At 75.5% G+C, this 21,854-nt stretch carries 20 protein-coding genes and 1 pseudogene; 8 read left to right on the forward strand and 13 right to left on the reverse strand.

What is annotated here, in order from left to right; all coding sequences use genetic code 11:
* Positions 1–791: 791 nt before the first annotated feature.
* Together KPL60_RS00910 and KPL60_RS00915 are read right to left on the reverse strand one after the other, a co-directional pair.
* Positions 792–1,880: pseudogene (locus KPL60_RS00910) on the reverse strand (oligosaccharide flippase family protein); the annotation flags it as partial.
* A 49-nt stretch (positions 1,881–1,929) separates the two neighbouring features.
* A complete protein-coding gene (locus KPL60_RS00915; RefSeq protein ID WP_226364581.1) occupies positions 1,930–3,123 on the reverse strand; it encodes a hypothetical protein in 1,194 nt (397 codons plus the stop codon).
* A 178-nt stretch (positions 3,124–3,301) separates the two neighbouring features.
* Between KPL60_RS00915 and KPL60_RS00920 the strand changes: the two genes are divergently transcribed.
* Positions 3,302–4,531 (forward strand): amidohydrolase, encoded by a 1,230-nt coding sequence (locus tag KPL60_RS00920; RefSeq protein WP_226364582.1) that lies wholly within the window; start codon positions 3,302–3,304, stop codon positions 4,529–4,531.
* A gap of 6 nt (positions 4,532–4,537) precedes the next feature.
* On the opposite strand, the gene KPL60_RS00925 is transcribed toward KPL60_RS00920, so the two are convergent.
* Together KPL60_RS00925 and KPL60_RS00930 are read right to left on the reverse strand one after the other, a co-directional pair.
* Positions 4,538–5,437, reverse strand: a complete 900-nt coding sequence (locus tag KPL60_RS00925; RefSeq protein WP_226364583.1) for a serine hydrolase — start codon at positions 5,435–5,437, stop codon at positions 4,538–4,540.
* Entirely contained in the window at positions 5,434–6,303 is an 870-nt protein-coding gene (locus KPL60_RS00930; protein ID WP_308016619.1) for a LysR family transcriptional regulator, read from the reverse strand. The genes KPL60_RS00925 and KPL60_RS00930 overlap by 4 nt, the downstream gene beginning before the upstream one ends.
* A gap of 84 nt (positions 6,304–6,387) precedes the next feature.
* Between KPL60_RS00930 and bla the strand changes: the two genes are divergently transcribed.
* Positions 6,388–7,293: a class A beta-lactamase gene (gene bla, locus KPL60_RS00940; protein ID WP_226364584.1), complete on the forward strand. Its 906-nt coding sequence runs from the start codon at positions 6,388–6,390 to the stop codon at positions 7,291–7,293.
* 10 nt (positions 7,294–7,303) lie between these two features.
* Here bla and KPL60_RS00945 read toward each other — a convergent pair whose 3' ends face one another.
* Positions 7,304–8,110 (reverse strand): SGNH/GDSL hydrolase family protein, encoded by an 807-nt coding sequence (locus KPL60_RS00945; RefSeq protein WP_226364585.1) that lies wholly within the window; start codon positions 8,108–8,110, stop codon positions 7,304–7,306.
* Positions 8,111–8,373: 263 nt separating this feature from the next.
* Between KPL60_RS00945 and KPL60_RS00950 the strand changes: the two genes are divergently transcribed.
* Positions 8,374–8,661 (forward strand): DUF1540 domain-containing protein, encoded by a 288-nt coding sequence (locus tag KPL60_RS00950; protein ID WP_100879494.1) that lies wholly within the window; start codon positions 8,374–8,376, stop codon positions 8,659–8,661.
* Here KPL60_RS00950 and KPL60_RS00955 read toward each other — a convergent pair.
* Positions 8,646–9,062: a hypothetical protein gene (locus KPL60_RS00955; protein ID WP_226364586.1), complete on the reverse strand. Its 417-nt coding sequence runs from the start codon at positions 9,060–9,062 to the stop codon at positions 8,646–8,648. The two genes, KPL60_RS00950 and KPL60_RS00955, sit on opposite strands and share 16 nt — an antisense overlap.
* Before the next feature lie 49 nt (positions 9,063–9,111).
* Positions 9,112–10,650, reverse strand: a complete 1,539-nt coding sequence (locus tag KPL60_RS00960) for a long-chain-fatty-acid--CoA ligase (protein ID WP_226364587.1) — start codon at positions 10,648–10,650, stop codon at positions 9,112–9,114.
* Positions 10,651–10,709: 59 nt separating this feature from the next.
* On the opposite strand from KPL60_RS00960, the gene KPL60_RS00965 reads away from it, so the two are divergent.
* Both KPL60_RS00965 and KPL60_RS00970 read left to right on the forward strand, forming a co-directional pair.
* Positions 10,710–11,435, forward strand: coding sequence for a GntR family transcriptional regulator (locus tag KPL60_RS00965; RefSeq protein ID WP_226364588.1), 726 nt, complete (start codon positions 10,710–10,712; stop codon positions 11,433–11,435).
* The gene (locus KPL60_RS00970) at positions 11,435–12,580 is read left to right on the forward strand and encodes an acyl-CoA dehydrogenase family protein (RefSeq protein WP_226355006.1); all 1,146 of its coding nucleotides are present in this window, start codon (positions 11,435–11,437) and stop codon (positions 12,578–12,580) included. Before KPL60_RS00965 ends, KPL60_RS00970 begins: the two co-directional genes overlap by 1 nt.
* Before the next feature lie 4 nt (positions 12,581–12,584).
* Here the strand turns inward: KPL60_RS00970 and KPL60_RS00975 are convergent, their stop codons facing one another.
* Positions 12,585–13,976 (reverse strand): glycosyltransferase family 2 protein, encoded by a 1,392-nt coding sequence (locus KPL60_RS00975; protein ID WP_226364589.1) that lies wholly within the window; start codon positions 13,974–13,976, stop codon positions 12,585–12,587.
* 207 nt (positions 13,977–14,183) lie between these two features.
* On the opposite strand from KPL60_RS00975, the gene KPL60_RS00980 reads away from it, so the two are divergent.
* Positions 14,184–15,671 carry a SulP family inorganic anion transporter gene (locus KPL60_RS00980; protein WP_226364590.1) on the forward strand — a complete coding sequence of 496 codons (1,488 nt, stop codon included), beginning with the start codon at positions 14,184–14,186 and terminating at the stop codon, positions 15,669–15,671.
* A 10-nt stretch (positions 15,672–15,681) separates the two neighbouring features.
* Here KPL60_RS00980 and KPL60_RS00985 read toward each other — a convergent pair whose 3' ends face one another.
* Complete coding sequence (locus KPL60_RS00985) at positions 15,682–16,059, reverse strand: helix-turn-helix domain-containing protein (protein ID WP_062399957.1); 378 nt, start codon at positions 16,057–16,059, stop codon at positions 15,682–15,684.
* Between the two features lie 95 nt (positions 16,060–16,154).
* Between KPL60_RS00985 and KPL60_RS00990 the strand changes: the two genes are divergently transcribed.
* Positions 16,155–16,982 carry an NmrA family NAD(P)-binding protein gene (locus tag KPL60_RS00990; RefSeq protein WP_226355002.1) on the forward strand — a complete coding sequence of 276 codons (828 nt, stop codon included), beginning with the start codon at positions 16,155–16,157 and terminating at the stop codon, positions 16,980–16,982.
* 74 nt (positions 16,983–17,056) lie between these two features.
* A complete protein-coding gene (locus KPL60_RS00995) occupies positions 17,057–17,413 on the forward strand; it encodes a tetratricopeptide repeat protein (RefSeq protein ID WP_224403647.1) in 357 nt (118 codons plus the stop codon).
* On the opposite strand, the gene KPL60_RS01000 is transcribed toward KPL60_RS00995, so the two are convergent.
* The 4 genes from KPL60_RS01000 to KPL60_RS01015 all read right to left on the reverse strand — a co-directional run bounded on the left by KPL60_RS01000 (position 17,400) and on the right by KPL60_RS01015 (position 21,820).
* Positions 17,400–18,260 (reverse strand): HTTM domain-containing protein, encoded by an 861-nt coding sequence (locus tag KPL60_RS01000; RefSeq protein ID WP_226364591.1) that lies wholly within the window; start codon positions 18,258–18,260, stop codon positions 17,400–17,402. The genes KPL60_RS00995 and KPL60_RS01000 overlap by 14 nt on opposite strands.
* Positions 18,254–18,583 carry a hypothetical protein gene (locus tag KPL60_RS01005; RefSeq protein WP_226364592.1) on the reverse strand — a complete coding sequence of 110 codons (330 nt, stop codon included), beginning with the start codon at positions 18,581–18,583 and terminating at the stop codon, positions 18,254–18,256. The genes KPL60_RS01000 and KPL60_RS01005 overlap by 7 nt, the downstream gene beginning before the upstream one ends.
* 38 nt (positions 18,584–18,621) lie before the next feature.
* Positions 18,622–20,211: a family 16 glycosylhydrolase gene (locus KPL60_RS34225; RefSeq protein ID WP_305080641.1), complete on the reverse strand. Its 1,590-nt coding sequence runs from the start codon at positions 20,209–20,211 to the stop codon at positions 18,622–18,624.
* A 292-nt stretch (positions 20,212–20,503) separates the two neighbouring features.
* Positions 20,504–21,820 carry an MFS transporter gene (locus tag KPL60_RS01015; RefSeq protein ID WP_308016621.1) on the reverse strand — a complete coding sequence of 439 codons (1,317 nt, stop codon included), beginning with the start codon at positions 21,818–21,820 and terminating at the stop codon, positions 20,504–20,506.
* Positions 21,821–21,854: the final 34 nt, after the last annotated feature.

Consider the following 21,854-nt stretch of genomic DNA (forward strand, 5'->3'; position numbering starts at 1 on the left):
GTCGGCCGGGTGCCCCACGGCGCGGGGCGCGTCCCCGCGACCGACGGCGGGCAGCTGCACGGTGGCGTCGTCGGGGAGGCGACGGTGGCCCCCCGTCGCCGCCGGACCGGCGCCGACGGGGCCACCGGGCCGCGGGCGGCGCCGTCGTGCCTGCCAGTGCCACCGGTGACCACGGGCGGCCCGGTCGGTGCCTCCGGTGCGGCGGGGCCGGTCGGCGCGGCCGGACCGGCGTCGGCCGCGGAGACGGCCGGGTCGGCGGGGTCCGCCGGGGCCGGGCGGTCCGGCCTCGGCCCGCGCGGCGCGCCGCCCCCGCGCAGGCTCCGCACCACCGACAGCTCGGCGGCGAAGCGGCCGCGCAGCACGACCAGCGTGCCGATCGACGCGACCCCGCCGGCCAGGGCCGCGGCGACCAGGGTCACCAGGTCGATCCCGAGCGGGCGCACCAGCACCGCCACGCCCCAGGTCGCGGCCACGGTCAGCACCAGCGCCGGGACGTGCTTGACGTACATCCGCAGCACCGCGCCCATCAGACCGGGCGAGACGCGTGCGGAGAACTGCAGCATCACCAGGAAGTGGACGACGATCGCCAGCGACGCCCCGGCCGCGACGCCGACCAGGCCCCACAGCAGCCCGCCGGTCACGGTGAGCACGACGACGTAGCCGGCGTAGAGCCACTGCCGCCAGGCCGCCCGGTAGACGGCACCGGTGGCCCGGGTCAGCGAGGTGCTGATCTTGTACGAGGTGCGCGGCAGCAGGACCAGCGCGAACAGCTGCACCAGCGGCACGACCTCGTCCCACTGGGCGCCGAGCAGCACCCGGACGACCTCGGGGGCGAGCACGCAGAGCAGCACCGCGGCCGGGGCGGTGACCAGGGCGACCAGGCTCGCGCTGCGCACGTAGGCGGCGCGCAGGCGGGGGCCGTCGTCGCGGACCCGGGCCATCGCCGGGAACAGTGCCTTGTCGGCGGCACCGCCGATGATGTTCGCGGGTTCGGAGAGCAGGTTGTAGGCGCGGCCGTAGACACCGAGCGGGCCGGTGCCCAGCGCGTTGGCGACGACGAGCTTGTCGGCGTTGAGCGCGAACCAGTTGCCGAGCTGGGCGATGGAGAACCCGGCGCCGTAGCCGAGCAGCGGCCGCAGCCGGCCCCAGCTCGCGGTGGGCCCCTCGGGGCGGAACCGCGGCCGGGTCAGCGCGAGGTAGCCCGCGCACTTGGCGACGGCGGCGGCGATCTCGCCGAACGCGAGCGCGGAGGCGCCGAACCCGGCCGCGGCCAGGACGACGCTGACCCCGATCAGCGCCGGACCCGCCGCGAGCAGGTCGACCGTCGCCATCGAGCGGAACCGCAGGTCACGCTGGAGCAGGCCGAGCGGGGTCGCCGAGGCCCCGGCGAACAGCAGCGCGATCGACAGCAGCGGCAGCAGCGCGGAGTCGGCCGGAAGCCCGACGAGCGGGCTGATCACCGGCGAGCCGACGGCCAGCACCGCGGCGAACACCGCCGCGACCAGCACCGAGAACCAGAACGCCGCCGTCACGTCGCGGTCGTCGAGGTCCTTGCGGTGCACCAGGGAGGCGGCGACGCCGAGCTGGGTGACCAGCTGGGTCAGCCCGACGATCAGCAACGCGGCCGCGGCCGCACCGAACTCCTCCGGGGTGAGCAGGCGGGCCAGCGCGACGGTGGCGCCGATCTGCAGCACCGCCTGTCCGACGGTGCCGGTGAACGCCCACGCGAACCCGCGCGCGGTCCGCGCGGTCAGCGACGACCCGGACGGTGCCGACGGACCCGTCCCACCCGGCGGGCCGGGGGCCGGTGCGGGCTCCGGGGGCACGGGCCGCAACGGCCGGGTCGCATCGTCGGGCAGGTCGCCACCGGGTCCGGTCACGCGGGTCCTCCGGTCGTCGGGGCGGGTCGGCGCGTCGGGGGTCGCGCCGTCAGTGCCGCTTCCCGCGGAGTGCGGGATGCAACCGCCCGACGGTACCGAGGGCGCTGAACCAGGCGAGCTGGGTGGCCCCGCTGTGCGCGGCCTCGCCCCGGCGGGGCTCGGCGAGCAGCCGGGCGCGGCGCATCCCGGAGATCGCCGGGTGGAACACCGAGTTCCCGACGCCACGGGTCAGCACCAGGTCGGGCAGCCCCTCGACCGAGGCGCGGTAGGCCTGCGGCACGCCGCGCAGGCTCCAGCAGTCCGACCACGCCGGCGGCTCGCCCGGGTAGTCGAGGACGAACTCCAGGTCGAGGACCTTGAGCCCGGCCCGCTCGTCCCAGACCAGGTTGTGCGGGGACAGGTCGAGCACGAAGCGGCCACGCTCGTGCAGGTCACGGCAGAACCGCAGCAGCGTCCGCACGACCTCCGGGCGCAGCTGGGCGAGCTCGCCGGGCAGCCGGCGCACGACGTGCCGTCCGGTGTCGCCGTAGAACGGGGTGAGCAGCCAGTTCGGGCCGTGCTCGAGCAGCTCCGGGACCTCGGGCAGGTCGCCGAGGTCGAGGCGGGCCCGCAGCTCGCGGTCGTAGGCCTCGTGCGCCCCGGGCCGGAACACCTTGCACACCGACGGCCCGTGCACCGGGTGGTGGACCAGCGCGACGCGGGCGCGGAACCCGGGCGAGGTGCCGCCGAGCATCCGCACGACCGGGAAGGGCATCGCGCACCGGCGGCCGAGGTCCTCGACCGGTCCGGCGATGCGGTGCAGGATCCCCGGGTCGCCGAGCGCGTCGAGCAGGGCGAGAGCGTGCTCCGGCGACGACGACGCCTGCACCGGCAGGTAGTGGTCCCGCGGCGGGACGCGGCGCAGGACCCGCTTGTCGGTGTAGTCCAGGACGGCGAGGACCCGGTCGGCGACCGCCCGCACGCCCGACGTCCCGACCGGGGCGACGACGTCGCAGGCGACGATCAGGGCGTACGGCGCACCGGACGGGACCGGGCGCGACGCCGGGGCGGGCAGCGTGCCGCGGACCCGGGCGACCTGCGCGTCGTCCAGGACGACGACGTCGAGGATCTCCAGCCCGCGGGCGACACCGGCGACGGCCTCGTCGAGCAGGGGCGCCGCCGCGGACCGCACGACGAACACGGCCAGACCGCGCCAGCGGTCGGCCGCGGCCCGTGCGGTGGGCCGGACCTCCTCGAGGGTCACCGACTCGTCCCGAAAGGTTGCGCCATGATCGAATGATAGGACCCCCTTGAACAAACGGTTAACTCGACCGGTCCTGTGGTTGTCCCCGGGATGGCGGATTCACCGGTCCGTGTGACGGCATCGGAGGGACCTCGTCCGGCCCAGCCGGCCCCGGCACCTGCCGCCTAGGTTCACTCGTGTGAGCAGCGCCGAACTCGCCGACCTGTACCGCGACCTGCACCGTCACCCCGAGCTGTCCTTCGCCGAGACCCGCACCGCGGGCATCGCCGCGGCCCGGCTGCGCGACGCCGGCTACGACGTCACCGAGGGGGTCGGACGCACCGGTGTGGTCGGGGTCCTCCGCAACGGCGACGGCCCGACCGCGCTGCTGCGGGCCGACATGGACGCGCTGCCGGTCGCCGAGGACACCGGCCTGGACTACGCCAGCACCGTCCGCGCCACCGGCCGCGACGGGGAGGAGACCGCCGTCGCCCACGCCTGCGGGCACGACATGCACGTCACCTGCCTGGTGGGCGCGGCCGCCGAGCTGGCCGCCGCCCGCGACACCTGGCGGGGCACGCTGCTGGTGGTGTTCCAGCCCGCCGAGGAGTTCGGCGCCGGCGCCGACGCGATGCTCGACGACGGCCTGTTCGCCCGCTTCGGCACCCCGGACGTCGTGCTGGGCCAGCACGTCGCGCCGCTGCCCGCGGGGCTGCTGGCCCTCGCCGCCGGACCGGCGTTCGCGGGCAGCGACACCGTGCGGGTGACCCTGCACGGCTCCGGCGGGCACGGCTCGCGCCCGGAGACGACGGTCGACCCGGTGCTGCTCGCCGCCGCGACGGTGCTGCGCCTGCACACCGTCGTGCCGCGGGAGGTGGCCGCGACCGAGACCGCCGTGCTCAGCGTCGGCATGCTGCGGGCGGGCACGAAGGAGAACGTCATCCCCGACTCCGCCGAGCTGGGCCTGACCGTGCGGTCCTACACCCCGGGCGTCCGGGACCGGGTGCTCGCCGGGATCGAGCGCACCGTGCGCGGCGAGGCCGCGGCCTCCGGGGCGCCGACCGACCCCGAGGTCCGGCTGCTGGAGTCCTTCCCGCCGGTCGTCAACGACGCCGACGCCGCCGAGCGCACCCGGGCCGCACTGGCCGCGGTCACCCCGCTCCCGGTCGTCGACCCGGGGCCGGTCACCGGCAGCGAGGACGTGGGCCGGTTCGCCGTCGCCGCCGGGGTGCCGTGCGTGTACTGGCTGCTCGGCGGGGCCGACCCGGCCGCGTTCGAGGGCGCGGGCACCGTCGCGGAGATCCGGGAGCGGACCGCGGCGCTGCCGTCGAACCACTCCCCCCGCTACGCGCCGGTGGTCGAGCCGACGCTGTCGGTCGGCGTCGCGGCGCTGGTCGCGGCGGCGCGGGAGTGGCTGCCGGCCGGCTGACCGGGGTCAGAGGGCCGGTGCACGCAGCGCGTGCACCGCGACCCGCGCGGCGGCCCCGATCGCCGCGTCCGCCCGCGGGACGGCGGCGTCGCTGCGCGCGGCGTGGGTGTAGACGGCGACGGCGACCGGGTGCTCCCCCGGGTAGGTCACCACGCCGACCTCGTTGCGGACCGCGCCGACCGTGCCGGTCTTGCCCGCCACCCGCGCGGCCGCGGGGAACCCGGCGCGCAGCCGGTGCGGCCAGATCTGGGCGCCGAGCACCCGGCGGGCGAACGCGGTGGACCCGTCCGAGGCGAGCTCGCCGCGCCACAGCAGCCCGAGCAGCGCGGTGGTGTCCGCCGCCGTGGTGGAGGAGCCGTAGACCGGGCTGAGTGCGCGGGTCCGCACCGGCACGTCGTTGTCGGCGAGCACCCCGAAGGCCGCGGCGACGTCGTCGGTACCGGTGTCGGCGAGCAGGTCGGCGAACACGTCGTCGGTGCCGCCACGGATCCGGGTGCCGGTGAGCCCCAGCTCGGCGGGCAGCGCGGCCACCCGGTCGCGCCCCACCCGGGTGTGGACGACGTCGGCCGCGGCGTTGTCCGAGGCCGTCACCATCGAGGTGACCAGGTCCCGCCAGCTCATCGTCACCGGGTCGGCCAGCGCGGAGATCCCGGTGATCCCGGGCGTGCGCCGCACCGGGACGACGACGGGCTCGCGCGGGTCGATCGTGCCGACGTCGACCGCCCGGCAGTACGCGACCAGCACGAACACCTTGTAGACCGAGGCCATCACGACCGGCACGTGCGCGCCGACACCGACCTCGCGCGCCGTCGGGCGGATCCCGTCGCCGGTGACCGGGCGGGCGTGCAGCCAGCCGCGCACCCCGGCGTCGCGGAACACCGCGCGGACCTCGGCGGCCGGGGTCACACACCCTCCCGCAGCGCGTCGGCGAGCGCTCCGACCAGGCCGTCCGGGACGCCGTCGCGGTGCACCACCCGGACCCGGTAGGGCACCGGCTCCCCCGCCACCGGCCTGCGGACCACGCCGTCGCCGGTGAGGCCGGGATCGGCGGTGAGGAGGAACGCGGCACCGGTCGCGACCAGCGCCAGCGCCTCCGCCGGGGACGCCGCGTCGGCCGGGCCGGCCGGGCACCCGCGGGCGTCGAGGGTGTCGAGCAGCAGGTCGTGGGCGGCCGGGGCGTGCGTCCGCGGCGCCGTGGCCGGCGCCGTCCCGCGCAGGGTGCGCAGCACCACCGGCCCCGGCCCGGCCGCGGCGGGGTGGCCGGCGGGCAGCAGGACCTCGGTCGGCAGCGCGACGACCGGTCCGGCCCGCGCCGACTCCAGCACCGTCGGGTGCGCGACGACGGCGACGTCCACCGTCCCGTCCGACACCGCGTCGACCAGCGCGACGGTGGTCGCCACGGTGGGCGCGACCCGCAGGCCGGTCGCGGCGGCGGCGCGGACCGCCAGCCGGGCGGTGGCGGCCGGGCCGAGGTCGGCGACGACGCCGAGCCGCAGCACCCGGGCCGCCTCCGCGTGCCGGGCGGCGGCGCGGCCGAGCGCCTCGGCGTCCTCGATCAGGGCACGGGCGCGGGGCAGCAGGTCGTGACCGGCCGCCGTCGGGGAGACGCCGCCGGGCCCGCGGTCGAACAGCGGGGTGCCGAGCCGGGCCTCCAGCCGTCGCAGACCCTGGGACAGCGGCGGCTGCGTCATGCCGAGCCGGGCGGCGGCCCGCCCGAAGTGCCGCTCCTCGGCGACGGCGACGAAGAACGTCAGGTGCCGCAGCAGGTCCACCGGCCTCGCCCCATATCGAACGGCTATCACACGCGAAGCACGATCGTATTCGCGCTATCGACCCGGATGCGACACGGTGCGCCCATGACGATCACCCGTCGCTCCCTGCTCCTGGCCGGTGCCGCACTGGGCGGCGCCGCGCTGACCGGCTGCGCACCGGCCGCACCCGCGGCGCCCGCCCCGGCGGGCCCGGGCGCCGGGACCGCGCCGATCCCCGCGCTGGCCGACGTCGAACGCGAGTACGCCCGCACGATCGGGGTGCACGTGCTCGACACCGGCACCGGCGCGGCGGCCGGGCACCGCGACGGCGACCGCTTCCTGATGTGCTCGGTGGCCAAGGCGCTGATGGCCGGTTTCGTGCTGCACCGCTCGCTGTCCGAGCCCGGCCTGCTCGACCGCCCGGTCCGCTACGGGCGCGCCGACCTGCTGGAGTACGCACCCGTCACCACCCGGAACCTGGCGACGGGGATGACAGTGGGCCGGCTGTGCGAGGCCGCCGTCACCGTCTCGGACAACACCGCGCACAACCTGCTGCTGCGCGAGGTCGGCTCCCCCGCCGAGCTGACCGCGTGGCTGCGCACGACCGGGGACACCGTCACCCGGTCCGACCGGGCCGAGACCGCGCTGAACGACCGCGACGGCGAGCGCGACACCTCGACCCCGGCCGCGCTGGCGTCCACGCTGCGCACCCTGGTCCTCGGCGACGCCCTGCCGCCCGCGCAGCGCGACCGGCTGACCGGCTGGCTGCGGGCGAACACCACCGGCGACCGGCAGTTCCGCGCGGCGGTCCCGGCCGGCTGGACCGTCGGCGACAAGACCGGCTCCGGGCCGCTCGGGGAACGCAACGACTCCGGGGTGCTGTACCCGCCGGACGGCGCACCGCTGGTCCTGACGGTCTTCACCGTCCCGGCCGACCCGGCCGATAAGGCGCGCGGGGAGGCCGCGGTCGCCGCCGCGGCCCGGGCGGCGGTCGCCGCGCTGCGCGGCTGAGCGGGCCGGGTCAGATCCGGGCCAGCACCGCCCGCAGGATCGCGACCTGCCCGATCGGGCTGGGGTGCAGGCCGTCGTCCTCCCAGAAGTCGGGCCGGATCGGCATCCGGGACAGGTCGACCGCGTCCGGGTCGACCTCCAGGACCGTCGCGACGAGCCCGGGGACGTCGGCCGGGTCCCACCACTCGCCGGTGAGCTCGCGGGTGGCGGCCACCCGTCCGGGGTCGACCGGCGGCGGGACGACGAACCGCACCCGGGCGCCGCTCTCGGTCTCCAGCAGCAGGCGCAGCGCCCGCAGGTTCCGTGCCGTCTCGCTGATCGACACCATCCGGATCCCGGTGGTCGCGCCCTCCCGGCGGATGTCGTTGGTGCCCAGCATGACCAGCACCCGGGTCGGCACCCGGGAGACCAGGACCGGGCCGAGCGCGAGCGCCTCGGAGCTGGTCCGCCCGGACAGCGCGAGCACCTCGACCGAGGCCTCCGGTTCGACCATCGGGACCAGCTCGGCGAACAGCCGTGCCCAGCTCAGCCGGTCGGCGGACAGGGAGTCACCGACGACCACGATCCGCTCGCCCGGGCGCAGCGCCATCCGGTGCAGGCCGTCCGCGACCGGCGGCTCGTTCCGCAGTGCCCGCGCCGCGGCGCGGACCCGCCCGGCGAGCCCGGCCCGCACCCCGGCGACGGCCGACGGGTCCAGGCCCGCGGTCGTCGCGAGCAGCCGGTCGATCGACTCCTCCTGCACCCCGAACGCCGCGAACGCCGGCCAGGCGGTCAGGTCGGCGAACCGGATGAGCCGGCCCATCAGGTCCTCGTCCACGTCGCCTCCCTCTCCGGCCCGGTCCACCGGGTCCGGCGGGGGGATCATCGCCCACCCCCGGTCGGTCGTCACCGACCGGTCACCTCCGCGACCGACGCGGATCACCCGTCCGACGGGCAAGCAATGTGATTCACAACACACATGTGTCGCGTTTGCCGGACCGATCGCCCAGGTGGAGGGCGTAAATGAGGCGGCCCGCACCGCCGGTCAGGCGAGCCTCTGTTGCCTGGCGCGCACCGCACGACCCCGACAACCTGAGCGCCATGACCACGGCCCAGGACATGCCCCAGGTTCAGCAGTGCTCCGCCACCAGCTGCTCCTACAACTCCGACTCGAGCTGCGGCGCGGGGGCGATCACGATCTCCGGTGACCACGCCCACTGCGGCACCTTCGTCGAGATCTCGTTCCGCGGCGGCAGCGGCAACGGCCTCGTCGGTGCCTGCCACCGTTCGGACTGCCGGTTCAACGAGAAGCTCGAGTGCACCGCGTCGTCGGTGAACATCGGCGCGGGCGCCGACGCCGCCGACTGCCTCACCTACGAGGCCAAGTAGGCCAGCTCCTCCACCCGGACCTCGCCACGCTCGTCGACGCGCAGGGCGCCGTCGGCGACGGCGAGGGCCGCGACGGGGTCGATGTCGTCGACGAGGACGGCGACCCCGTCCGCAGCGACCGCCCGCAGCGCGGACAGCACCGTGCTGCGGTCGTGTGCGTCGAGACCGTCGGTCAGGCGGTCGGCGAGGACCATCGCGGTGGGGCCCCGGCGGGCCGCGTCGACGGTGGCCAGCCGGTCCGCCGCCGACTCGGTCACGCGGGCACCCAGCCTGCGGACCACGGCGTCGTGCCCGTCGGCGCACCGGCCGCTCGCGTCGTCCAGCCGGTTCATCATGCGGCGGCGTTGCACCGACGGCCCGAGCAGCACGGTGATGCTGCCGGTCGGCAGACGCAGAGACATGGAAGCCCTCCCTCACCGGTACTGAGGCGAGGCTAACCGACGATTGCGATCAGGTGAAGGCCCTGCGGTGGGTCTCACGCAGCTCGCGCTTGAGGATCTTGCCGCTCGGGTTGCGCGGGAGCGCCTCCACGACGTCGACCGAGCGGGGCCGCTTGAAGCCCGCGATCCGCGGCCGGATCCACACGATGAGGGCGTCCGGATCGATCGTCGCCCCCGGCCGCGGCACGACGACGGCCTTCACCGCCTCGCCCCAGCGCTCGTCGGGCACCCCGATCACCGCGACGTCGGCGACGTCCGGGTGCTCGGACAGCACGCTCTCCACCTCGATCGGATACACGTTCTCCGCGCCGGTCACGATCATGTCCTTGATCCGGTCGGTGAGGAACAGGTAGCCCTCGGCGTCGAGGTAGCCGCCGTCGCCGGTGCGCAGCGTCGCGTCGTCGCCGAGCGCGGCCGCGGTGTCCTCGGGCCGGTTCCAGTAGCCGGCGGTGACCTGGTCGGAGTGGATCCGGACCTCCCCCACCTCGCCGGGCGGCAGCTCCCGGCCGGTCGCCGGGTCCACGATCGTCAGCCGCACCCACGGGTACGCCCGCCCGGCCGAGCGCATGAGGTGCGCCCGGGGGCCGTCCGGGTCGTGGTCGGCCGGGTCGAGCTGGGTGATCGCACCGGTGGTCTCGGTCGCGCCGTAGACCTGGAACAGCGGCGCCCGGAAGGTCTCGACGACCGCCCGCAGCGCGCCGACGGTGATCGGCGAGGCGCCGTAGGCGATCGACCGCAGCGCGGACCAGTCGCGGTCGGCGGCACCGGGCACCGCGGAGAGCATCTGCAGCACGGCCGGCACGAGGAAGGCGTTCGTGACGCGCTCGTCGGACATCGTGTCGAGCAGCGGCCCGGGGACGATGTCGGCGACGAGCACGCACCGCGCCCCGGCGGCCAGGCAGACCAGGGCGTAGCCGACGCCGCCGATGTGGAACAGCGGCATCGCGACCAGCGCGGTCGAGGTGGGGTCGATCGACCAGTGCCCGGCGGCGAGCAGCAGCGCCGAGAACTGCCGGTGCGCGAGCAGCACGCCCTTGGGCAGCCCCGTGGTGCCGGAGGTGTAGAGCTGCAGCACGGTGTCGTCCGTGGCGGACCCGGCCGGCGGCGACGGCGGCAGCACGTCGGCGGCCGCGTCACGCCAGTCCGCGTGGTCCTCCCCCACGACGACGACCCGGCGCCCGTCGAGCGCACCGCGCAGCCCCGCGAAGTCCGGCCCCAGCACGACGAGCCCGGCCCGGGCGTCGTCGACGAGCGCCAGCAGGTCGGCCTCGGTGAGCCGGGTGTTGAGCGGGACCGACACCGCGCCGATCCGCGGCGCGGCGAAGAGCAGCTCCAGGAACTCCGGCCGGTTCTTCCCGATCCACACGACGCGGTCCCCGGCCCCGAGGCCGAGGTCGCGCAGGGCCGCCGCGGTGCGCCCGGCGCGCTCTTCGAGCTCGCCGTAGGTGGTCGTCACGCCGTCGAACGACAGCGCGACGAGGTCGGCGCGGTCGGGATCGGCGAGGATGTCGGTCAGGCGGAAATCCTCGGCAGGGCTCTGACCCGGCACGGTGTTCTCCCTCGGTCGGCGGCGACGCAGGTTCGCCGAAATCGTATATGATAGTCGCCGTGTCGACGGCCGACTTCGTGCGTGAGCTCTCACCGGGCCGCGCCCCGCAGCTGCCCGACCGCATCGCGCTCGTCCTGCGGGACCGGATCCTGTCCGGCGAGCTGCGGCCGGGCACCTTCCTGCGGATGGACCGGATCGCCGCGGACCTCGGCGTCAGCCACACCCCGGTCCGCGAGGCCCTGCAGTCGCTGCGCGCCGAGGACATGGTCCACGCGGTGCCGCGGCGCGGGTTCGTCGTCGCCGAGCTGACCCGTGACGACGTCGCGGACCTGTTCGAGGTGCAGGCCGACCTGACCGGGACGCTGGCCGCACGCGCGGCGCAGCGGCTGTCCCCCGCCGACCTCGCACCGCTGCGCGAGCTCGCCGACCGGATCGCCGCACTGTGCGCGCGCACCCCCGAGACCCACGACCCGGCCGAGCTGGACCCGCTCGTGTCCGCCGAGCACCGGCTGCACGCCGAGGTCAACCGGCTGGCCGGCTCGCGCAAGCTCGCCTGGCTGGTGGGGCGCTCGTCGCACTACCTTCCGGCGCACTTCTACACCGGCTCGCCCGAGTGGCGGGCCGGCGCGGTCGACGCCCACGTCGTCCTGCTCGACGCGCTCGGCGCCGCCGACCCCGACGCCGCGCGGGCGGCGATGCGCCGCCACGTGCTCGACGGCCGCGACCTGCTGCTCGCCCACCTGGACCGCACCGGAATGTGGTCCGACGACCGAGGAGATCCCTGATGCCCGTCACCCTGACCGAGGACCAGACCGACCTGGCGAAGGCGATCGGCGACTTCTGCCGTCGCGAGATCGGCAGCAAGGAGCGCCGCGACGAGCTGACCGGCGGCGGGCGGCACGCCCACTCCGACGAGATCTACCGCAAGATGGCCGACCTCGGCTGGCTCGGCATCGCCACCCCCGAGGAGTACGGCGGCGCCGGCCAGGGCATGCGTGACCTGCTGGTCTTCCTGGAGGAGTCCGCGTACGGCCAGGCCCCGATCGCCGGGTTCGGCACGACCACCATCACCGCCGCGGCGATCGAGAAGTTCGGCACCGAGGCCCAGAAGCAGGAGCTGCTGGGCGGGATGTGCCGCGGTGACGTGCTGTCGATCTCGATGTCCGAGCCGGAGGCCGGGTCCGACGTCGGCGGGCTGAAGTGCAAGGCCACGAAGACGGAGACCGGCTGGCGGATCGACGGCCAGAAGACCTGGTGCTCGAACGCGCACATCGCGTCGCACATCCTGCTGGTCGCCCGCACCTCCACCGAGGGCGGCAAGCACGACGGCCTGACCATGTTCGTCGTGCCCGCCGACGCGGCGGGCCTGTCGATCCACGGCATCGAGACGATGGGTGGCAAGGAGGTCAACGACCTCTACTTCGACGGGTGCGAGCTGCCCGCCGACGCCGTCGTCGGCGTCGAGGGGCAGGGCTGGCGACAGCTCATGGCCGGGCTGAACCTGGAGCGGATGATCCTGGCCGGGCTCATGCTCGGGCTGGCGCGGCGCGCCTTCGACGACACCGTCGCCTACGTCAAGGAGCGCAAGCAGTTCGGCCGCCCCGTCGGGAGCTTCCAGGCGATGCGCCACCGCATCGCCGACAACGCCACCGAGCTGGCGGCCACCAGCCTGCTGGTGCACGACACCGCGCGGGTGATCGACGAGGCCCCCGCGGGTGCGCTGTTCCCGCGCGAGGCGTCGATGGCCAAGCTCAAGGCCACCGAGCTCGCCAAGCACCTGTCCCTGGAGGGGATGCAGATGCTCGGCGGCTACGGCTACGCCACCGAGTACGGCATGGAGCGGCTGCTCCGCCAGAGCGTCGTCTCGACGGTGTACGGCGGGACCAGCGAGATCCAGCGCGACATCATCGGGAAGTCCTACGGGCTGTAGCGGCTCAGGCCGCGGAGTTCCGGGCGAACTCCGCGGCCCCGCGGTCGTCGCCGGCCTCGGCCTCGGCCTGCCGGTCGGGACGCGGAGCCGGGACGGCCGTCGGGCCGACGTGGGCGCCGGCCTCGGCCCGGACCCGCGCGGCCTCGGCGGCACGGCGGATGTGCGCCGGGACGAGCGCCGAGCGCGCGGGCAGCAGCATCGGCGGCACCGCGCCACCGTTGCGCCGCACCTCGCGGGACCGCTGCACGTAGGCCCAGCCGCCGCGGGCGATCCGGCCGCCGCGCTCCAGCAGTCCGCTGTCGGGCATCGCGTCGCCGGCCCCGGCCTCGCGGTCGGAGATGTGACGCAGCCGGGCGACCGCGGCCGGGAGCCGGCGCAGCGCGACCGAACGCCCCTGCGGCGACAGCGCCACCTTCGCCAGGAAGCTGCCCAGCCCGATCGCGTAGCCCTCGAGCTGGGTGTTCAGCGCCGCCTGGTCGGGGCGGTGGTGGTGCCAGAGGTAGGCGCCCGGGGCGTAGCCGAGGACGTTCCCGGCCAGGATCATGCGGACGAGGAACTCGCAGTCCTCGCCGCCGTGGGTCGGGGTGCCCGGGCCCATGGCCTCGTCGAAGCCGCCGACGGCGCGGGCGGCCCCGGCCCGCACGGCGAGGTTGGCGCCGATGCCGAACAGGCCGGGTGCGAACGGGAAGATCGGGGAGTCCGCGGGGGGCTCGGCGAGGGTGAACCGGCGCGGGGTGAAGCCCTTGTTCCAGGCCAGGGCGACGTCGGCGGCGCGCTCCTCGGGGCTGCCCAGGCGGGCGGCCAGTACCGGGCCGGAGACGCAGGCGAGCTCGGGGTCCGCGGCGAACGCGCCGGCGATGCGCGAGGCCCAGGCGGGGTCGACCTCGGTGTCGTCGTCGGTGAAGGCGACGATCTCGGTGCGGGCCTCGGCCAGGCCCCGGTTGCGCCCGATGGACGCACCGCGCCGCGGCTCGCGGACGTAGCGGACCCGGTCGGAGCCCGCGGCCCGCACGACCAGCTCGGTCCGCTCGTCGTCCGGGTCGTTGTCGACGACGACGACCGACAGCGCCGGGTGGTCCGAGGCGAGGACCGCGCGCAGGCAGCGGGCCAGCGACTCGGGCCGGTTGCGGGTCGCGACGACCACGGTGACCGGGTCGGCCGCGGACGGCGCGACGGCGACGGTGCCGGCCGCGGGCAGCGCGGCGACGGCGAGCGAGAGCTCCGCGGCGGTCGCGCGCCCGGCGCGCAGCGGCACGGTGACCTGACCCTGCGGGGTGCCACCGACGGTGACCAGCAGCCGTGCGGCGGCGAAGCGCCGGTCGACCTCGAGGTCGCGGGCCGGGGCGAGCCGGTCGAGCTCACCCACCCAGGTCGGTACGTCGGGAGTCATCGCCATGGACCCCATCGTGCTCACCGTCGCTGTGACGACGCTGAGATCGGCCTGTGGGACAACGGAGTGTGGGGCGCGCCACCCCGGACGGGTTCCGGGCCCCGCACCGCAGACCCTCCCCTCACGTGAGAGTACGGTCGGGCCGTTCGCGCGCTCCCGCCGTCGTGGCCCGCGGCCTCGCCCCTCCCCCGACGTGAAAGCGACCGTCGTATCGTGCCCCGCTCCGCCCTGCCCGACCTCGCCACGCTGCGTGCCCGCTGGACACCCCGCCTGGTGCGCACCGAGGTGCTCGCCGGACTCGTCGTCGCGCTCGCCCTGATCCCCGAGGCCATCGCGTTCTCGATCATCGCCGGGGTGGACCCCCGGGTCGGCCTGTACGCCTCGTTCACCATGGCCGTGGTCATCGCGGTCTGCGGCGGGCGACCGGCGATGATCTCGGCCGCGACCGGTGCGATCGCGCTGGTCGTGGCCCCGCTCTCGCGGGAGTACGGCGTCGAGTACCTGTTCGCCGCGGTCGTGCTGGGCGGGGTGCTGCAGATCGCGCTGGCCGCCGCGGGCGTCGCGCGACTGATGCGCTTCCTGCCACGCAGCGTGATGGTGGGCTTCGTCAACGCGCTCGCGATCCTGATCTTCACCTCGCAGGTGCCCCAGCTGATCGGCGTGCCCTGGGCGGTCTACCCGCTGGTCGCCGTGGGCCTGGTGGTCATCGTCGGGCTGCCGCGGCTGACCCGCGTCGTCCCGGCACCGCTGGTCGCGATCGTCGGGCTGACCGTGGTCACGGTGACGGCCGCGGTCGCCGTGCCGACCGTCGGCGACCAGGGCGCGCTGCCGGACACGGTGCCGCTCCCGCACCTCCCCGCGGTGCCGCTGACGTGGGAGACGCTGCGGATCGTCGCGCCCTACGCGCTGGGCGTCGCGCTGGTCGGGCTGATCGAGTCGCTGATGACCGCACGCCTGGTCGACGACATCACGCAGACCGGCTCGGACAAGACCCGCGAGTCGTGGGGCCAGGGCGTCGCGAACATCGTCACCGGTTTCACCGGCGGCATGGGCGGCTGCGCGATGATCGGCCAGACGATGATCAACGTGAAGGCGTCCGGGGCCAGGACGCGGCTGTCCACGTTCCTGGCGGGGGTGTTCCTGCTGGTCCTCGTGGTCGCACTCGGCGACGTCGTCGCACTGATCCCGATGGCCGCCCTGGTCGCGGTGATGGTCATGGTGTCGGTCGGGACGTTCGACTGGCACAGCATCCGTCCGGCGACGCTGCGCCGGATGCCGCGCAGCGAGACGGCGGTGATGCTGACGACCGTCGTGGTCACCGTCGGCACCCACAACCTCGCCTTCGGCGTGGGCGCCGGCGTGCTCGTCGCCTCGGTGCTGTTCGCGAACCGGGTGTCACGGCTGGTCGGGGTGGACCGCACCGTCGACGACGGCGGGGCGGTCGTCTACCGCGTCACCGGCCAGCTGTTCTTCGCCTCCAGCAGCGAGCTGAGCACGGCGTTCGCCCCCGACGGGGACCCCGACGAGGTGACCGTCGACCTGTCCGGCGCGCACGTGTGGGACGCCTCGACCGTCGCCGTCCTCGACGACCTGCGGCGCCGCTACGCGCGGTCCGGCCGCACGCTCGTCGTCACCGGGATGAACGACGACAGCCGCAACCGCCACGAGCGGCTCGCCGGGCACCTGGGCGGCGGGCACTGACCACCGGGACCTAGGCCCGCTCGCGTGCCGCCAGCACCTCGGGGATCCGGTCCTCGATCCAGCCGACGAGGCCGGCGAGGTGGCCGGTCACGCCGTGGCCGAGCTCGGTGAGGCCGTAGCTGACCTGCGGCGGGGTGGTCGCGGCGACCTCGCGGTGCACGAAGCCGTCGCCCTCCAGGGTGCGCAGGGTCTGGGCCAGCATCTTCTCGCTGATCCCGCCGACGGCGCGCCGCAGCGCGGAGAAGCGGTGGTCCTCGCGGGACAGGACGACGAGCACGAGGACCGCCCACTTCGACGTCACGTGGTCGAGGACCGACCGCGAGGGGCAGCTGCTGTCGAACGCGTCACCCGAGAACAGGCCCGTGGGCCGCTCCACCTGCGTGCTCACCGTCCACCCACCTACTTACCAGAAGGTACGTACTTACCGAACGTAAGCCTATCCGGCAGTGTCGTCACCGTTCACGACGAGATGGGGAGACAGCGATGATCATCGTGACCGGGGCGAGCGGGAAGCTGGGCGGCGCGGCCGTGCGGGCGCTGCTGGAGACCGTGCCGGCGGAGCGGGTGGGCGTCCTCGCCCGGTCCGCGGAGAAGGTGGCCGACCTGGCCGCGGCCGGGGTCCGGGTGCACGTCGGCGACTACGAGGACCCGGCCTCGCTGAAGGCGGCGTTCACCGGCGCCGACGGGCTGCTGTTCGTGTCCGGCTCCGACGTGACACCCGGGGTGCGCGAGCGCCAGCACGGCAACGTGGTCCGTGCCGCGGCCGAGGCGGGTGTCGGGCACGTCGTCTACACCAGCGCGATCGGCGCGGACCGGCCCGGCGCGCCCGCCTTCCTCGCCGACCACACCGTCACCGAGGAGCTGCTGCGCGACTCCGGGCTGCCGGTGACGCCGCTGCGCAACACCTTCTACTCGGACATGTTCGTCAACCCGGACGTGGTCGCCGCCGCGCTGGAGTCCGGCGGGACGGTCGCCGCGGACGGCGGCCGGGCGCTCAACACCGCCACGATCGCGGACCTGGCGCGGGCCGCCGCCGTCGTCGTGGCCGGGGGGCCGCAGGAGCACGCCGGGCGCGCCTACGAGCTGCGCGGACCGCTGTGGACCTACGACGAGCTGGCCGCGACGATCGCCGCGGAGTCCGGCCGGCCGGTGTCCCACCGCCGGGTACCGCTCGACCGGGCCCCGGCTCCGGCCTTCATCGGCGAGTTCGTCTCGTCGGGGATGTTCGCCGAGCCGTCGGAGGACCTCGCGACGCTGCTCGGCCGTCCGGCGACCGGGATGCCCGAGCTGGTCCGCGCCGCCCTGGCCTGAGCCGGGAACAGAACACCCGGCGCCGCGGTTGTGGTTGACGTATCAACCGAATGGGCCGGAAGGAGGCCGCACCGATGAGGATCGACGCGCTGTCCTGGATGACCGGGACGGAAGCAGGGCCTGCCGACCGGTGGGAGCACGCCGGGTACCTCTTCGACTCCGGCGACCCCGCGGGGGCCGCGACGGTGCTCGCCGAGCTCGTCGCCGAGCAGCCCGAGGCCGCCGCGGTCCGGCTGCTGCTGGCCCGCGCGTACTACCACTCCGCGCAGCTCGGCCGGGCCGAGACCGAGCTCCGCGAGCTGGTGCGCCGCGAGCCGGCCGACGGGTACGCCCACCTGCTCCTCGGGCGCACCCTGCAGCGCCGTTCGCGCCACGACGAGGCCGCGCCGCACCTGCGGCTGGCCGAGGCGATGGGCGTCAGCGCCGGGTGACCGTGCTCGGCAGCGCCGGTTCCGACCGGCGCTGCCGGGGCACCACCACCGCGCCGGTGAGCCCGTCGACGACCGGGACGCGGTCCGCGAACAGCAGGTAGCTACCGCAGGTGAGGGTGGCGAACAGCCCCAGCTCGACCGCGGCGTGCAGCCCGTCGGAGAGCATCGCGATCATGCCGAGGTGCAGCCCGATCCCGGCGACGACGGCGACCGGCCGCAGCCGCGACGACCACAGCCCGAACGCGACGAACAGCTCGGTGAGCACCGCGCCGAACGCCATCGGCACCAGGAACACCGGCGTCAGCAGCGCCGCCGGGACCAGCACCGAGTCCCACGCCCAGGACGCCAGCCCGTTGCCGGACAGGAAGTCCGGACGGATCTTCGAGATCGCGGCGTAGAAGTAGACGATCGTGATCTGCGCCCGCAGCACCAGCACCGGCGCCGCCCACACCCGGTCGGCGCCGTGTCCGCGCCGGGACCGGAGCGACCAGGCGGCGTCGCAGTCGGAGAACGACAGCAGCACCGCCGCGGTGAACAGCAGGTAGGTGTGGTTGGAGTAGTAGCCCGCGCCCCAGACGAAGCCGGCGGTGCACAGCCCGACCACCAGGGCCGCCGCCCGCGCGTTCCACCCCACGACGACGGCCAGCGCCGCCAGCCCCATCACCGCGCCGAGCGCGAGCCAGACCGGGGCGGGCAGCACCGGGCCGACCCCGAACAGCGGCCCGGCCCGGGTCCCGAGCAGCGGGCTCGCGCCGAGCTCGACGGCCTTCAGCCCGGCGACGAGCCCGACCAGGATCCGGTACCCGGCCAGCGGACGTGCGGGGAGCGTGTCGGGGAGCCTCAGCACGGCTGCTCCCACTCCGGGGCGCCGTCCCGGGTCCGCGACACCGCGACGAGGTCCGGGGTCGCCGCGCACAGCAGCTGCGGGACCCTGGCTCCGTAGTGGACGGTCCGCTGCGGCCACGGCAGGGCCTCGGTGTCGAGGGCGCGGGACGCGCCGTCGGCGGTCCGCCCGGTGTAGGCGTACTCCGTCGACGACGCGACGAACATGCTCCAGGAGTAGCGGCGCGGCGGCTCGGTGGTGGCCAGGCCGACCGCGGGGATCGTGACCTCCAGGGCCACGACGCCCGCGAGCAGCCACCCCGCGGTCCTGCGTGTGAGAAGCGGCACGTCCACTCATCGCCCCGCAACGGTCCGGTGTTAGCCGGTCACTTCCCGTCGAGGGAGTAGATCCGGACCCAGTCCACCTCGTACGTCGCCGGCTGCATGTTGCCGCCGAAGAAGTTGTCGAGCTGGATCGTCAGGTGCCCGCTGGGCATGTCCTGGATGTTCTTGCGGCCGGGCCGGGCACCGCCGGAGAAGGAGAACCACTCCTTGCCGTCGATGAAGCCCTTCACGTGGTCGGGCGTCCATTCGATGGCGACGTTGTGCCACTCGCTCAGCGGTGCGCCGCAGTCCTTCTCCTTGGCGTACTCCTGCTGGACCGCGCCGCGGCCGTGCGGGTAGTGGATGAATGCCTCGGCGCACTGCTCGCCGGGCGCGCCGTTCTCGAGGAAGTCGTACTCGCCGTCCTGGGGCCAGCGGTCCGACTGCGGCCAGATGATCAGCAGCGGGTGGTACTGCCTGCCGTTGTCCGGGCCGGTGGCCTCGGACCGGACGCGGGCCTCCCAGCGGCCGTACTGCTGGTTGAACTTCGACGAGATCCACGCCGAGTCGCCGTTGCGCAGCCCGGTCTGGATCAGCTTGCCGTCCTTCACCGTGGACCGGCTGGCACAGCGGCCGCCGTTGCCCGCGTGACCGGGCCAGCACTCGCCCGCCTGGTTCCACTTCGCCGGGTCGGGCGGTCCGGTGTAGCCGAACTCGTCCGACGCCGGCAGCGGCGCGCCCCAGCCGTAGCGCTCGGCCGCGCTGGTGGCGCCGGGGCGGGGCGTGCTCTGGTCGGCCGGTCGGGCCGAGGGGTCGGCGGGCGCGGCGGGCGCGGCCGCGGGGTCGGTCGGCGTCTCGACGGGCGTGTCCGCGGGGTCGACGGGCTTCTCCTCCGGGTCGGTGGGCTTCGCGGGGGCGGCGGGCTCCGTCCCCGTGTCGGCGGGCCCCGTCCCGGCGTCGGCGGGCGTCGTCCCGGCGTCGGCGGGTGCGGGCGCCGGGTCGGCCGGCGTCTCCCCAGTATCCGCCGGCTTCTCGGCAGGCCCACCCGGTGTCTCCGCGGGAGCGGCGGGCTCGTCCGCGGGAGCGGCGGGCTTCTCCGCGGGAGCAGCCGGCCCGGCCGCGGGACCGTTGGGCTCGTCCGCGGGCGGCGCCGGATCGGCGGGCCTCTCGGCGGGGGCGACCGGCGTCGTCGGTTCGTCCGCGGGGCCGGACGGCGCGTCGGCGGGCGTGTCGGCGGGCTTCGCGGCGTCGGCAGGCTTCGCACCGTCAGCGGGCTTCGCCCCGTCGGCAGGCTTCGCGGCGTCGGCAGGCCCCGTCGCGGACGGCGGGACCGGGCTCTCGGAGCCGGACGACCCGGTGGCGGCCGGGCGGGCCGGTCCGGCGTCACCGGAGCCCTCGGCCCCGCGGACGGCGTCCGTCTCCGCGGGCCGAGCGGCCGCGGCGGCACCCGAGCCCCCGGCGGCCTCCGACGACGACCGCAGAGCGGAGTCGGTCGGGAACGCCGCGGCGCCCGACGGGGTGGTCGTCGGCCCGGCGAGCACGCTCGGTGCCTCCGGGACCGCGGCCTGCGCGACGGCGCCGGGCACCGTGGGTGCCGCGGCCGCGGACACGGCCGCACCGTCGGTGAGCGCCAGGACCCCTCCGGTGAACATGACAGCACTCACCGTCACCACCGCCGCCGCGCTCATCACCGTACGTCGTGCCAGTCCGCGCCTCATGGCTTCGTTCCCGTCCCCATCCGTGTCCGGCTTGTCCGATATCCACGACGCTAGAAGCACCCTGTGCACACCAGCCACACTCGCCACCCGTCGGTGGGGTGAGGTCACTCCGGAGGAGGTCACCCGAACCGGCGGACCGGCGTGACGGGTGGGAACCGGGGGACGATCGGGACCAGCGGGACGGAGCGACCGGCACCGGTGTCACCCCGGCGGGCAACGCCCCAGGTCAGGACCGGGACGGGAGGGTCTCCGGCGCCCGCCACCAGACCAGCGCCGCGACCAGCGACAGCACCCCGGTCACGGCGAACGCCGGCCCGTACCCCCAGACCTCGGCGAGCGCCCCGGCCACCAGCGGCCCGGCGATCGCCCCGAGGTCGGCCGCCATCTGGAAGCCCGCCAGCACCGAGCCGCCGCGGGCGCGCTCCCCGATGACGTCGGCGACGGCCGCGTTGAGCGGCGGGTTCACCAGTCCGCTGCCGAGCCCCGCGACGAGTGAGAGCGCCAGGAACGCCCAGGGGTCGAGCACCCAGCCGAGGACGGCCGTCGACGCACCCGACACCGCGAGGCCGGCGATCAGCGGGGGCCTGCGACCGGAGCGGTCGGCGAGACGTCCGGCCAGCAGCAGGGTCGCCGCGTTCCCGGCCGCGAACACCGACAGCGCGATGCCACCGAACGCGTCCTCGCGCCCCAACGCCTCGACCACCACCAGCGGGACCAGCGCGATGCGGACGCCGAACACCGCCCAGCCGTTCGCGAAGTTCCCCACCAGCGACGCCCGGTAGGCACGGTGGCGCAGCGCGTCGCGGAACCTGGTGCGCGGCGGGGGCGCCTCGTCGACCGGGCCCTCCGGCCGGCGCAGCAGCGGCCCGCCCACGACGATCACCAGCACCAGCAGCGCCGCGTAGATCAGGAACGGGGCGCGGACGTCGATCGCGGCGAGGGTGCCGCCGAGCAGCGGCCCGGCGATGTTGCCGAGCAGGAACCCGGTCGCCCACAGGCTCGTCGCGCGGCCCCGCAGGTGTGGCGGGGACAGCCGCACGAGCAGCGACACCGCCGAGATCGTGAACATCGTCGACCCGACGCCCGCGACCAGGCGCAGCGCGATCAGCTGCCAGTACGCCGTCGCGAAGGCCAGACCGGCCGTCGTCACGGCGACGACGGCGAGCCCGGCGACGAACACCCGCAGCTCGCCGAACCGGCCGACGACCGTGCCGGACAGCGGGGCGAACACCAGCCGGGAGAAGGCGAACACGCTGATCACGGCGGCGGCCGCGGTCACCCCGACGTCGAACGAGCGCGCGAACGCCGGCAGCACCGGCGCGACCAGCCCGAACCCGATGGCGATCGCGAACGCCGACCCGACCAGGACGCCGATCTCGCGGGGCAGCGCCGTCGCACCCCGCACCGTGGGGGGCTCGGGCACCGGTGCGCCGTGTACGGCGGGGTCGCGGCCGTCGTGCTCGACCACGTGCTCCTCCGCTCCGATGTCCCGGCCGACGACCGTACGCCCGGGGTCCGCGGCGGCCGACGCCGGTGCGGGCACACGACGGTGCCGGGGACGGCGCCGTGGACACTGT

This window comes from Pseudonocardia sp. ICBG162, from assembly GCF_020496225.1.
GTDB lineage: Bacteria > Actinomycetota > Actinomycetes > Mycobacteriales > Pseudonocardiaceae > Pseudonocardia > Pseudonocardia alni.